Source organism: Candidatus Binataceae bacterium, assembly GCA_035508495.1.
Lineage (GTDB): Bacteria > Desulfobacterota > Binatia > Binatales > Binataceae > JASHPB01.
The window spans coordinates 24,547-38,190 of the sequence record DATJMX010000056.1; the positions used below are offsets into that span (position 1 = coordinate 24,547).

The 13,644-nt window shown below is 60.0% G+C and carries 11 protein-coding genes; 2 read left to right on the forward strand and 9 right to left on the reverse strand.

What is annotated here, in order from left to right; genetic code table 11:
* Positions 1–10: 10 nt before the first annotated feature.
* The 3 genes from VMA09_17890 to VMA09_17900 are packed head-to-tail and all read right to left on the reverse strand — an operon-like array spanning position 11 to position 4,350.
* Positions 11–1,738 (reverse strand): ABC transporter substrate-binding protein, encoded by a 1,728-nt coding sequence (locus VMA09_17890; protein HUA35486.1) that lies wholly within the window; start codon positions 1,736–1,738, stop codon positions 11–13.
* Positions 1,728–2,522 carry a DUF4292 domain-containing protein gene (locus VMA09_17895; protein ID HUA35487.1) on the reverse strand — a complete coding sequence of 265 codons (795 nt, stop codon included), beginning with the start codon at positions 2,520–2,522 and terminating at the stop codon, positions 1,728–1,730. Before VMA09_17895 ends, VMA09_17890 begins: the two co-directional genes overlap by 11 nt.
* Before the next feature lie 58 nt (positions 2,523–2,580).
* On the reverse strand, positions 2,581–4,350 hold the full coding sequence (locus VMA09_17900; protein ID HUA35488.1) for a tetratricopeptide repeat protein: 1,770 nt from the start codon (positions 4,348–4,350) through the stop codon (positions 2,581–2,583).
* Positions 4,351–4,580: 230 nt separating this feature from the next.
* Here VMA09_17900 and VMA09_17905 point away from each other — a divergent pair, with 230 nt between their 5' ends.
* Positions 4,581–5,957, forward strand: coding sequence for an APC family permease (locus VMA09_17905; GenBank protein HUA35489.1), 1,377 nt, complete (start codon positions 4,581–4,583; stop codon positions 5,955–5,957).
* A 4-nt stretch (positions 5,958–5,961) separates the two neighbouring features.
* Here the strand turns inward: VMA09_17905 and VMA09_17910 are convergent, their stop codons facing one another.
* From VMA09_17910 to VMA09_17935, 6 genes are all read right to left on the reverse strand, one after another.
* Positions 5,962–7,020, reverse strand: a complete 1,059-nt coding sequence (locus VMA09_17910) for an LLM class flavin-dependent oxidoreductase (GenBank protein HUA35490.1) — start codon at positions 7,018–7,020, stop codon at positions 5,962–5,964.
* 366 nt (positions 7,021–7,386) lie between these two features.
* The gene (locus tag VMA09_17915) at positions 7,387–8,247 is read right to left on the reverse strand and encodes a DUF4239 domain-containing protein (protein ID HUA35491.1); all 861 of its coding nucleotides are present in this window, start codon (positions 8,245–8,247) and stop codon (positions 7,387–7,389) included.
* 121 nt (positions 8,248–8,368) lie between these two features.
* Positions 8,369–9,097, reverse strand: coding sequence for a CehA/McbA family metallohydrolase (locus VMA09_17920; protein ID HUA35492.1), 729 nt, complete (start codon positions 9,095–9,097; stop codon positions 8,369–8,371).
* 7 nt (positions 9,098–9,104) lie between these two features.
* Positions 9,105–9,572, reverse strand: a complete 468-nt coding sequence (locus VMA09_17925; GenBank protein HUA35493.1) for a peptidylprolyl isomerase — start codon at positions 9,570–9,572, stop codon at positions 9,105–9,107.
* Between the two features lie 296 nt (positions 9,573–9,868).
* On the reverse strand, positions 9,869–10,651 hold the full coding sequence (locus VMA09_17930; protein ID HUA35494.1) for an alpha/beta hydrolase: 783 nt from the start codon (positions 10,649–10,651) through the stop codon (positions 9,869–9,871).
* 92 nt (positions 10,652–10,743) lie between these two features.
* A complete protein-coding gene (locus VMA09_17935) occupies positions 10,744–12,012 on the reverse strand; it encodes an LLM class flavin-dependent oxidoreductase (GenBank protein ID HUA35495.1) in 1,269 nt (422 codons plus the stop codon).
* Positions 12,013–12,145: 133 nt separating this feature from the next.
* On the opposite strand from VMA09_17935, the gene VMA09_17940 reads away from it, so the two are divergent.
* Entirely contained in the window at positions 12,146–13,432 is a 1,287-nt protein-coding gene (locus VMA09_17940) for an alpha-L-fucosidase (GenBank protein ID HUA35496.1), read from the forward strand.
* Positions 13,433–13,644: the final 212 nt, after the last annotated feature.

Sequence of the window (13,644 nt, forward strand, 5' to 3'; positions counted from 1 at the left end):
GCATGCGCCGCTAATTGGTTTTGAACTCCATCCATTCCGGCTTATAAAGGCCCCATATTTTTGGCTGAAAGTTTTCGAGCGTATCAGTCCAGGTCACGTAGTCGGTGCGCCGGACCGTCTCGATGAAGGCCAATTGGTCGTGCAGAATTTGCTGGATTCGAAAGTAGTAGGGCGGCCGCTTGAGCGGATCCATTTCGGATGAACCTTCGCTCATCAGCTGGTCGATTTCCGCTTCCCAGGGAGTCGCCGGGGTCTTCTGATTCGGATGCCACAAATGAAGATTGCCGGAAGACAGATAGACATTCGAGCCGTCGTTGGGCTCGATGCCACCAGTCAGTCCCATCAGCATGCAGTCCCAGTCGAAACTCGAATCGAGTTTTTCGACCAGCGTCGTGAATTCCAGCGGGCGGTAATTCACCTTGAAGCCGATCTTCGGATCTTCAAGATCCTGTTTGAAGATGACGCACAACTGTTCGGTGTCGGGCGATCCCGAGGCCGCATTCAGGTTGAACTCGATCCGATTGCCTTTCGGATCGACGCGATGCCCGTTGACCATGTGATAGCCCGCGGCCTCGAGCAGTTGCTGCGCGAGCGCGGGATCGTAGTCGTAGTCTTTCAGATTGGGATTGTAGAAGAGTTTGTCCGCAGGCGAGAAGGCGGAGACCCCGGGCACGGCGAGACCATGATAGACGAGCGTGATCATCGCCTGCTTATCGACTAGATGCGCGACGGCTTTCAGAAAGTTTAGATCGGTGAACCAGTTCAACCTGGGGTCGGTAACGCCATTCTTGACGAAATGCCGAGGATTGCGATTGAAGCAAAAGAATCGATCTCCCGTATCAATTCCGATTTCAGCGATTTGTGACTTCAGGCGCCCCTTCTTGATGCGGTCCTTCACGTCAAAGACTTCCTCAGGCCGCGGCGAGTAGATGTCGAGGTAGCCGAACAGGTATCGCAGATAGGTCGCGTTCGCGTCCGTGATAATCTGCCGCACTTTGCCATGCAGGCGCGGCAATTGGCCGCCGTGCTCGTCTTTCATCCAGTAGTCATCGTTGCGGTCCATGCGCACGTACTGACCCTGCACGTAACGGGTGAGCTTGAACGGACCGTTGCCGACGATCTTGTCAGGGGCGGTGTTGATACTCCAGGTGTGATTGAAGTTGCCGCTGGTGTAAGCCTCTTCGAGCAGATGTGCCGGGACCAGCTGCATCCCAATCGAATAGAGGAGCGGCGCAAACGGCCGCGGCAGATGCATCACAACGGTGTAATCGTCGGGCGCCTCGGCCACGATCGGTTTGCCATCGACCATCATGCCGAAGCGGCTGCTGTTAGGAATCTTCGGATCGTAGATCAGCTTCATCGTGAACAGGACATCGCGCGCGGTCACGGGCTGGCCGTCGAACCATCGCACGTCGTGCCGCAGATGAAACGTGATCGATTTCTGGTCCGGCGCGATTTCCCATCTCTCGGCGATTCCCGGCTCGGGCAGCGTGGTCACCGGATCGATTCGGATGAGGCTGTCGAAAACGTCGCCCAGAACGTCACTCGAAACGGCGTCAGTCACGAGAATCGGATTGAAGGTCTGCGGATCGCTGCCAATCGAGGTGTAGAGGATCTGTTGTTGCTGATGATTATTATGCGGCCGGTTGACGTTGCATCCGGCGAAAATCCAGAGCGACACCGCCGCGACAATCAAAGCTATAGCCGGCGGCCGGACTGGTGCCCGTTCAGTTTTCATCACCTGGATCAAGCGGCGCCGAGAACCTGATTTGCGTCACGGTCGCGCCCGGCGCGGGCGTCAGGACAAAAGTCGACACCGGCACCTGCCCATTGATGATTGGACGGCGGTAGTGGAACGATACTTCACTTTGCGCGGCCGGAAACTGCGCATCGACGCGGTAGGGAAACTGGATCCCGCCGATATCGTGATATTCGCTGTAATCGACGCGGTAGCGAATCGTGCCGCTGGCCTCGGTCACGCGCACCATCGTCAGATTGCGATCTTCGAAGCCCAGGTCGCGTGTTGAGCCGTCGTAATCGGGATATGACAACACGGTCATGTCGCCTTCGCTGGTCAGCCGGGTCGAGGGCTGGGTAAGATCGAAGTCCGACGGGGCAAGACCGAGCAGCAAATTGACCGCGTCGCGCGGCATCATCGGGATTCGCAGGTACTTGTCGAGCGTATCGGCGCTGGCCTCGCCGCGCATGAAGCGATTGTGCGAGGGATCGAAGATCTGCAAGTCGGAGCCGCGGGTCGCGAGGATCAGAGCCACCCCGAACGGCGAGCGCGCCTCGACCTTGAGGTTATCCGGGCGCAGGACGGTGATCTCCTCGTGGGCCTTGAGGTGTTGCGCGCCGGCGGTGTAGGACATCACCGCGTCGGTCTCGAGCGCCTCGAGCCCGCGATCGCGCGCGGCTAAACTTTCAGTCAAGTCGAGAGAACGATCCTCGGCGAAATTCGGAATCGGCTTGGGATTGCTCGGCGGCGCCGCGACCTCGACGCATCCCGCGCACGCGAGCATCCACAGAACAGCTGCACCAAAAGCGATCCTGAGGCCCCCGTGTCGTGGCGGGTGTACCTCAGTGGCTCGCGTTGGAGGCATTCTCGAGAACCTGCAGCTTGTCCTTCAGGCGCGAAATCTGGGCCGGGTCAGTCGATTTCTTCAGCGCGTCCTGGTACTCGTGCGTCGCGTCCTTGAGCTTGCCGACTTTTTTGTAGGCGTCGCCGAGATGCTCGGTGATGGTAGGATCCTCGCCGGTCAGGTTGACTGCGCGCTCGAGCTGCTCGACGGCCTTGGGATAGTCGCCCTTCTGATAATAGACCCAGCCGAGGCTGTCGACGTAGAAGCCATCCTCGGGCTCGATATCGAGCGCACGCTTGATAAGCTTCTCGGCCTCGTCGAGATTCGTACCCTGCTCGGCGTAGGTATAGCCGAGATAATTGAGGGCCTGCGCGTTCTTGGGATTGAGCTCGATCGCTTTCTTCATTTCATCGACGCCGGCCTCGCGCTGCTTGTTCGAGTCGAGCAGCGCGCCGAGCGTGAAATGGAATTTGTCGTTCTTGGGATCGAGCTTGATCATCTTGTTCGCGAGGTCGATCGCGGTCGTGTACTGCTTCTTCTCCTGGTACACGCCGACCATGAAGCCCATGATTTCGGTGTCGTCGGGCTTCTTGGCGAGCGCGGCCTGCAGCGCTGCAAGAGCCGGGTCGTACTTGCTCTGCTTGTCGTAGAGGTAAGCGAGCTGCACGCGCGACTCGACGTACTGATCGCTCGAGTCGGGGATCTTGTTGAATTCGGTGATCGCCTTGTCGTTCTCGTCGAGCTCGCTGTACACCGTGCCGAGGTAGTACATGACGCGGTAGTTGTTCGGCTGCGCGCCGAGAACGAGGTTGAACTCGGTGGCGGCCTGCTCGTATTCCTGGCGCTCGAAGTAGAGCAGTCCGATCTTGGTGCGGGTGTCGGCGGGATCGGCCTCGACCTCTTCGAGCTTCTTGAGCTCATCGAGGGCCTGATCGTACTTCTTCTGACCGACGTAAATTTCGGCGAGGCGCTTGCGCACCAGCTCGTTGTTGGGATTGACCTTCTTGATTTTCTCGTAGTAGCCGATTGCGTCCTGCGGCCGTCCCTGAAGCTCGCGCAAAAGAGCGAAGTCGAGCAGCACCAGCTCCGACTGCTCGTTAAGCTCGAGCGCCTTGGTGTAATACTTCTCGGCCTCGGGATAATTCTTGGCCGCGACCTCGACTTTGCCGGCGTAGTAGTAGCCGAGGAAGTAAGTCGGGTCGAGCTTGATCAGATCCTGGAAGGTCTTCTCGGCGTCGGGATAGTCGCCGCGCTTGGCGTAAATCGTGCCGAGATAGAGATAGGCTTCCTGATTCTTCGGATCGATTTTGATCGCGCGCTTATAATCCTGCTCGGCCGAGCTGTTGTCGCCGAGCGCCGAGCTGATGCCGGCCGCCAGCAACAGCGCCTCGGTCGAATTGGGATCGAGCTTGAGCGCGGCGTTGCACTGTTCGAGCGCGTCCTTCAACTGGCCGTCGCGAACATAAAGCGTCGCGAGCCTAACGCGCAGAGCGGGATTGTTCGGGTCGTATTGGACCGCCTCGGCGAAGCCCTTGAGCGCCTCTTCCCGATTACCCTCGTTGATCGCCACTTCGGCGCGCAAGAACGCGCCCATCGCACGCGCATCGGGAGGAATCTCAACCGCGGGACCACCGCCAAAGGGATTGTCACCCGAGGCACTGACGGTCCTGAGCGGCTCAGATGCGCTGTTGCTGACCCAGGAACATCCGAGTAACGCGACCGACGCGACCAGAAGCGCGAGGACCGCGCATTTGCCGGAAAATCTCATAGTTTAATTCGTGTGGAACTGCGAAATGGCCCTCGTTTAGAGCTAACACCGCCCCTCAACAGGGTCAACGCGATTGCCGTTTCGGCCTCTCTGCGGCCACCCAACCTCTTATCTCGCCTCATAATATAACGAATGCATGGGACATCGCGATGGTGTCTTTGCGCGTGCTCGCGCGGATCACGCTTGCGATCACAATGTTCGTCCGTTAGAGCGATGGCCGGAGCTTTGCGTTGCCCCGCCATACGAATCCAGGCGTCATTGAAGATGACGATACAGCGCGACCCAAGGTTGCGGCCCGCACCACGCGCAAGCTCTCGCTGCTGCCGCTGATCGCGGTGATCTATCTGGTCGTGAGCGGAGGCGCTTACGGCCTCGAGGACGCCGTTCGCCTGGCGGGCCCGCGTCTGACGCTGCTGCTTTGCATCGTGGTGCCGCTCACGCTCAGCTTGCCAACCGCGCTGATGGCGGCGGAGCTGACCGCGCTGATGCCGGTCGAGGGTGGCTTCTATTTTTGGGTGAAGGAAGCGCTCGGGCCGTTCGCCGGCTTCGCCGAAGCGTACCTGACAATCCTGTACACGGCGGTCGATATGGCGATTTACCCGGTTTTGTTCGCCGCCTACCTGTCCTTTCTGATCCCCGTCGGCGGGCCGGCGCAGATTGTAGTTGGGGTCGCGATGATCTGGCTCGCCGGGTTGATGAACATCCTCGGCGTGCGGCCCGTCGGGTTCGTCTCGGTCATGCTGACGATCTTGCTGCTGTCGCCCTTCGTGGCGATGGTCGTGCTCGGGGTTCCGCGGCTCGTCCATTTTGCGATGCCACAGCAGCCGCTCTTCGGCGCCGATCCGCTGGGCGCGCTGGGTGCGGGATTGACGGTCGTGATCTGGAATTTCGGCGGATGGGAAAATGTCAGCGTGGTCGCCGCCGAGATCGACGATCCGCGCCGCAACTACCTGCGCGCCGTGATGACTGCCCTGCCGATCATCGTGCTCGGCTATGTCCTACCGCTCGCGGTATGCGTATCCGGCACCAACGCAACGGCCTCGTGGCAAACAGGATGGTTCTCGCACGAGGGTCATCGGATCGGCGGGCCGGTACTCGGCGGCGCGCTCGCGGTCGGCGGCGCCGTCATGTCGTTTGCGGTGTTCGAGGCGGCGCTGCTGTGGGTATCGCGGATGCCGTTTGTGCTGGCGCGCGAGGGCTACCTGCCCACGCCGCTGACGGAGTTGTGGACCGCGACCGAGACGCCCGGCAAATCGATTCTGCTCTGCTGCGTGATCTTCACGCTGCTCATCCCGCTGGGCTTCGTCGCGCTGGTGGTGCTCGACGTTTTCTTCTACATGGCTGCGCTCGTGCTCGAGATGATCGCGCTGGTGCGATTACGGAAGCTGCAACCCTCGAATCGGCGCAGCGGCTTCGTCGTAGGCGGCGGAGCGATTGGCGTCGCGCTCACGGTCGCCTTGCCGGTGCTCACGTGGCTCGCGACTTTTGGCCTGGCGATATCGACGGGGACCGGTAGCCGCGACTTTATAATCGCAATCGCGCTCGCCGCCACGGTTTGGCCCGCTTATGCGATGAGCCGCACCCGCTTCGGCGGCCCGCCGATCTAAATCGTCAAGACACCGGCTTCAACTGCGGCGCGACTTCGCGGGCGAACAGCTCCATCGAGCTGCGGCTGCGTTCGGGCGCGAGGCCGGGCAGATTCATCGCGAGCACCAAGTCCGTCGTGCGCACCTGCTTGAATGACTGGTTGAGCTTGGCGGCGACCTCGTTTGGATTTCCGATCAAAAGCGGGAACATCACCTGCGCGTCGCGAAGTTTCGCCGGCTCCGGCAGCGCCGGCATATTCGCGCCGAGATAGTCGCCCGATTCCGCGAGCCATCGGCTGTACCACATGATCATGTAATGCAGATGCTCCTGGCAGTGCGCCCACGCTTCGTCGGTAGTGCGCGCGATGTATGTGAAGTGGAGCTGCGCGGCCTTGAAATCCTTCGGATTGCGTCCCGCCTTTTTAAGCGAGGCGTCGTAGGTCTGTTGTGCCACGGGATTCGCGAGGCCCATGAAATGGCATCCCATGCGGCCGGCGCGCTCGATGGCCTTGGGAGCGCCCGCGCCGATCCAGAGCGGGGGATGGGGTGACTGCACGGGGCGCGGCATCAGACGGATGTTCTTCACGTTGTAGTGGCGGCCCTCGAAAGAGAAATCGTCCTTGGTCCACGCGCCGCGGATAACCTCGATGCCCTCTTCGAGCCGAGCTGCGCGAGTTTTGCGATCGATTCCATAAGCAGCGAACTCACCCGGCGCATATCCCTGTCCGACGCCCAGGTCGAAGCGGCCATTGGAGATGATATCGACCGTGGCGGCGTCCTCGGCAACGCGGACCGCATTGTGCAGCGGCAGCAATACGAGGTACGTCCCGATTCGAATCCGTTTCGTGATAGCCGCGATTGCCGATGCGATCGGCAGGATCGCGGGCGAGTAACCGTCCTCGGCAAAATGATGCTCGGTCAGCCAAATCTCGTTGAATCCGAGCTCTTCAGCGACGCGCGTCTGCTCAAGCTGCTCGGCGTAAAACTGAGCAAAGGGCCGCCGCCACTGGGGTGGATTTCGAAACGGAAAAAGAAGCCCAACGTTCAAATCACAAAGACGCTTCACTTCGCTCCGCTCGTGCATACTCCAAAGCCTCCATGGCCTGAAAACGCCGATCCGCCGGTGAGAGTTGTGGAACGGTAGATATCCAAAACAAACCCTATCCGTCCATATCCCTGGTCAGGGGGAGGGATTCAGAATGGCGATGCGGAATGAATTGAAGCTAGGCGGGGGCCGTCGAAGGCGAGCCGTTTTGGTGGAGAACAGTCTACACTGCGGACTGATGGCAAACCGCACGAATCGTGATTTTCGCGACAAAAAGTAAAGAATACCAGGCGACCCTCACCCGGCAGCGCGATGCGCGCCGACCTCTCCATGCTCAGGGAGAGGGTTTCAGACGATGCATAACAAAATCGATCTGCTGGTTGATTTAGTGGTTGACTTGCGGCTTCAGAATCTCGCGTTCCGCACCGGGCTCTCCGACAGTCCGAGCTTTGCGCCCGGGAGCTGGCCTGCTGACATCTGGTCGATCGCATTCATGCGCCGCACCGCATATTCGAGCGGGAAAGTGGAGATCGTTTGCGTGCCCTGGTAGGGATGGGCCAGCTCGAGGATGGCGAGAATGGTGAGGCCGAGCAGACCTGAAAAGACCCCGCACATCAGGGCTTGCGACTTGAACCGTTCGAGTCCGAAGAAATAGCCAAATCCCACCGTGATGAATAAGCCGACATAAATGACCATCCAGATCATATCGGGAAGATTTTCCGAGTAGTACATATAGCGATTCGCGCGCGCGTCGCTGATCACGGACAATGCGTCCAAACTCTTGTCCACGAGGAGTTGTTGGTGCGGGTCCGCAGGCGTGTAGTCGGAGACGATCCTCCACAAACCCATCGCGCCGACCATGTCGCGTTTGGTGAGATAGGTATTGTCCGCCATTTCCGGCCAATCCTTCTCAATGATGCCGCGGGTGTAATCGCGAATTGAGCGTTCCAGAATTCCGCGCGTCGGTTCCTGAAAACCGGCGCCGAGGCGGTACAGCTCGGTGAGACCGATCGCTTCACGGCGGAGGCTCTCGTCGGCGCGGTCGTAACGTTCCCATGCGGCGACGATCACGAACGCCAGGAACAGTCCGTAGAAGGCGCCGACCACTCCAAAAGTGAAACCTGCCACTTCGTGATTCTTCTTGAGTGTTTCGATCGGAACCCACATCCGCACCAGGTAAAGACCGACCACACTGGTCGGACAAAAGATGAGCACGACCATGACTAACTGTTGCCAGGTTCCAAGGTAAAGCAAAAAGTCCAACATCGTCGATCTCCTCCAACGCCCGCGAACGGTCAGGCGCCTGCTGACATTTATGCTACAACTCGACGGCAAACCCCACGAAGCGGCGGTATCGCGCGTAGAAGTGGGTTCGATGACTGGTGGATTACGCGGCGGGCAAGTCGAACGCCGCGACGGAGCTCTTCAGCAGGCCGCGGCCGGCGCGGCAGCGCCTGGCTTTGATTGCGTCGATGAATTCGCGCTCGGTTTTTACCGGATGATCGAGCAGCGTCGTCACGCATCCGATCGAATTCGCCGAATGGGAGTCGGAGCCGGCTACCTCGGGCAGTCCCAGGACGCGGGCGACTTGCAGCGCGAAGACGTTTTCTTCTTCGCCGCATGCGCCGTTCAGCACTTCGATCGCATCTACAAGGCTGAAGATCTTGAGCGATGCGGCGCGCTCCGGATGATCGGCGTCGATCGGCTCCGCGTCGGGATTGATAAACGAAAAACGCGGGTCGAGCTTGTAGCGGAATGGATGGTTCGCGATGAGCAGGCCGCCCTCGCCGTCCACGATTTTGCGCAGCTCCGGCAGCTTATAGATCCCGCCGACGTAGCGCTCGAGGCCGAATGCGCCGACGTGGCCCTGCTCCGTCGTCACTTCCATCCCGCGCAGGAAGATCACGCCGTTATCGGCCGCGAAGTCGGCGACATCGCCGAGACTCCACATATTGTCATGCTCGGTGATACAGACCGCGTTGATGCCGATCTGTTTCGCGCGCGCGATCAGGTCAACCGGCGACAGGTTGGAATCGGCGCTGCCGCGGTTGGTGTGCAGATGGATATCGATTGTGAAGTAGGGCCCGGCGTGGTGCCCGCTTCGCTCCTCGGCCATCGCGGTTCTACTTGGGCGGCTCGGTCGCGAGCGTGATCTTCTTCATGTGATCGCCCTTCTGGATCTGATCGACCACGTCCATGCCCTTAATCACACCGCCGAAAATCGTGTATCCGCCGTCGAGGCTCGGCTGCGGCTCGAGGCAGATATAGAACTGGCTGCCGCTCGAATCGCGCTTGGGATTGACGTCGTCGCCGGTGCGCGCCGTGGCGACGCTGCCGCGCAGGTGCTTCTCGGTGTTGCTGATCTCGGCCGGCACGGTGTAGCCGGGTCCGCCGGAGCCGGTGCCGTCGGGATCGCCGCCCTGGACGACGAAGTCAGGCACGACGCGATGGAAGGTCAGGCCGTTGTAGAAGCCTTTTTTGACGAGCGTCTCGAAGTTGGCGACCGTCTTGGGCGCCACCGCCGGATACAGCTCGATAACGACGATGCCGCGGTCGGTGTCGATAATTGCGTAATGGCCGGTGTTTCTCACTGGGAGTCCATCCGAATTCGAGCCGGTGCATGAAGAGGCGATGGCAAGCACCGCCAGGAATGCAAGAAGGCCCGGGGTTTTGAACATGTTTTTCATCGTTCTCATCACTTAAAATCGGCGCCCCTTTTGGATTATTCGACCCCGCCCGTCGGCGCAAGCATCCAAGTCCGGACAGGTTTCTGGTTCTCCTTCCCGCACGGGAAGGGAAGTTTGTTGATTCGTGCGACTCGTTGAGTACGTGTGTAGTGCGCCCTTTTCTAGGCGAAGAGCCTGTGCCGACACCGAGTAGCGTTTGCTCATCCTTTCAGAAATTTGCTGACGGAGTTCGCGACCTTCGCCGGTTCTTCGAGCGGCATCATGTGGGCGCCGCCTTCGATCATTTCTACCTTGGCTTGCGGGATCCGCTTTTTGAATTCCTCGGCGTAAACCGCGGGCAGCAGCTTGTCGTCTTTGCCCCAGATGATGAGCGTCGGCGCCGCGATGCGATGCATCCGCTTGCTGAGGCCCTTATCGGGCAACGGCCACATGAACTTGCCGGTGCATCCGAGCGCCCACGTGATGCGAATATAACCCTGCTGATCCTCGGGATTGAGAATCATCCGCTTCTGGCTCGGATGATGAACGTCCTTGAACATCAACGCGGGCAGCTCGGCCTGCGGCGTCACGATGTAATTGCGGATCGGCGAGTCATCGCGCCACAACCCGAGCGGACTGATTAGCGCGAGCTTGCTGACGCGGGTCGGATCGGTCGCCGCGATCTCCGCCGCGATCATCCCGCCGAACGAATGCCCTACCAATGCCGGCGCTTTCAGGTTCAGCTTGTCGAACATGTCGTAGTAGAAGAGCACCAGGTCCCACATATCGTCGAGAGCCTTGTACGATTCTTCATCGCCGGCAGTCAGGCCCGGATGCTCGGGCGCATAGACGGTAAAATTCTTCGCGAGCTCGTCGAGCAGCTCGGTTTCGATCGGACCGTAGCCGCCATGCAGGTAAACCAGCGGCGCGCCGCTGCCCGAGATGCGGACCTTGGGATGAACCTTGTCGCCCCAGATGCTGAGCTGTTGTTCTTTGGTCGCCATTAGATGCCTTCCAGAAAAATCCGCCGATCAAAATGAGGCCGGCCGCGATGGGCCGGCCTCGTCGGTTGAATTCAAATCGCGATGACTCGCTGTCAGCGTGCCGCCGCCGAGTGCCCGTTGCCGTTGGCCTTGAACTTCTTGCGCGGGCCGCGGATACCCTCGGGCCACCACTTGTTTTCCCATTCGCCTTCCCACACGTCGCGGAAATGCGGCGCCACCTCCTTGGCGAACAGGTCGATGTTCTTGATCGTGAGGTCGTGCGGCATCGAGCCGATATGCAGCAGCACCATCAGGTTGCCGACGCGCAGCTTCTTCACCGCTTCCATCAGTTGCTGACGCACGGTGGCGGGCGAGCCGGCGATCACGAATTGATTATCGACGAAGTCCTTGTACTTCCAGGTCGGGATCTTCCCCATCAGATCGAACATCTGCGGGTTGAGCTTGGTGACGCTGTTGACGAGGCTCTTGTAGTCCTGGTTGCCCGGGACCGGGAAATACTCGGGCAGGATGTGCAGGCACTTGTCGTAGAAATAGCGGATATGCGGGTAGTATTCGCGCTCCGCCGACTCGTCGGTCTCGGACACGGCGACGAGCTGCAGAAATCCCGCGCGGAACGGATTCGGATCGTGATTGCCCTTCGCGACGAAGTCCCACCATCCGTCCATGACGCGCTTGCCGAAGTTGTTCCCCCAGTAAGAGAGGAAGCAGTAACAATGATCGTTGCGGGCCGAGAAATCCCAGGTGCTGAGGCTGCCCGAGCCGGGTATCCAGACCGGAGGATGCGGCTGCTGAATCGGCCGCGGCCATACGTTGACCATCGGCAATTTGAAGTACTTGCCGTTCCACGCGAAGATGTCCTTCGCCGTCCATGACTTGATGATTAGATCGTGAGCCTCGTAGTAGCGCTCGCGCTGCTCGATCGGCGAAATTCCATAGCACAGGTTGACATCCTGCGAGGTGCCGAGCGGCATCCCGGCGACCATCCGGCCTCCGCTGATGCAATCGATCATGCCGTATTCCTCGGCCACGCGAATCGGCGGATTCGAGGTCGGCAGCGTCGAGCCCATCTGCACCACGGCGCAGTCGGTGCCGTTGGTCGCGCGCGCCAGCACGGAGCCCATCAGGTCGGGATTCGGCATGAATCCGTAGGCGTTCTGGTGATGCTCGTTGACGCAGATACCGTCCATGCCGACGTCAGCGGCGTGGATCAGCTCGTCGAGGGTCCAGTTGTAGTACTCGCCAACCTTGCGCGAGTCGGCGAGCTCGGTGTAGGGCGGATCGACCCATACGGAGTGGTACTTCTGCTCGAAATCCTTGGGCAGATCGCGATACGGCATCAGGTGAAACATCGAGATTTTCATAAGTAATCGCCTCCCCGGCTCGGTGCCGGTGATTCCACAAAGTTACTTAGCGAGGTTTTCGCTCGATACGCAACCGCCGCCCGGTCGCGCCCGCTTTCGTTGAACTTTCGTCAATTTTTGCAGGCGCGTAACGATGGACAGCCGCGCTGCGGCGGGAAAGAATGCTGCCGCTATGAGTACATGGTTCGATACCGCGCGTTTCGGGATGTTCATCCATTGGGGACATTGCAGTCAGAGCGGATGGGAGCTGTCGTGGCCCCTGGTCGGCGGCGTCGGCGTCTTGCCCGACGGTCAGAGTGTCGGCGTCGAGGAATATCACGCCGGCGCAAAGACCTTTAACCCCGTCAATTTCGATGCACACTCATGGGCGAGGCTCGCGAGGCAGACCGGGATGCAATATGCGGTGCTGACCAGCAAGCATCACGACGGCTTCGCGATGTTCCATACGCGCGAGTCCGATTTTTCGATCGAGCACACGCCGTTTCGGCGCGACATCGTGCGCGAATACGTCGAGGCCTTCCGCGCCGAGGGGCTGAAGGTTGGGCTCTACTTCTCGCTCCTCGATTGGCACCACCCGGACTATCCCGCGTTCCGAGAATCGGACAAGCCGTATCGCTTCGGCTCATTTCGCCGCTCGACGCCCGCGCAGTGGGACAATTTTATCCGCTTCATGTTCGCGCAGATCCGCGAGCTCCTGACGAATTACGGCAAGATCGATCTCATCTGGTTCGACGGCGGATGGGAGCGCAAGCCCGAGGAATGGAAGAGCGCCGAGCTCGTCGCGATGATCAAGGAGCTGCAACCGGAAATCCTCATCAACGATCGCCTGCCTGGCTACGGCGACTTCAAGACTCCCGAACAGGCCGTGCCGCCGACGCCGCCCAACGGTCCGTGGGAGACCTGCCTCACGATCAACAACAGTTGGGGCTACAACCCGTCGGACACCAATCTGAAATCCACACGGATGCTGGTGCACACGCTATGCGAGGTCGCGGGCAAGGGCGGCAATCTGCTGCTCAACGTGTCACCCACAGGCACCGGCGAGTTGCCGCGCGAGCAAGTCACGCGACTGCATGAGATCGGCGAATGGATCAGCCGCAACGAGGAAGGAATCCTCGGCACTACGCCGGGCCTCGAGCCGTGGCAGTTCTACGGTCCCTCGACGCGGCGCGGCAATCGCATCTACCTGCATCTGCTGATGCGCCCCTACGATTCCGTCTCAGTCCGCGGCGTCAAAGTGAAGCATGTCATCGCAGCCCGCTCGCTCGGCAGCACGATGGGATTAAAGTTCTCGCGCCGAATCGGCGCCGCCGACATGATCTTCAACCCCGATCCAATCGGCGAAATCATCATTTACACCCCAGCCACCGCCCTCGACAGCCTCGCCACCGTGATCGCGCTGGATATGGATCCGACGTAACGCGCCCGGTGACAACCGCAATAGATCGTGAGTGGCGCGCTATCTATTGGTTTCTAGCGCTGTGCTTCCTACCCACATGGGCTTTGTGGACGTTGCTTTGGCGACTTCACATTGAATCCACTGACACGGCGCGATTCGCGCTTTTCGGCACCGCTGGAATGTACTTTCCGGGGATCGCCGCGCTCATCGTCAGGTACTTCGATAGGGACCTG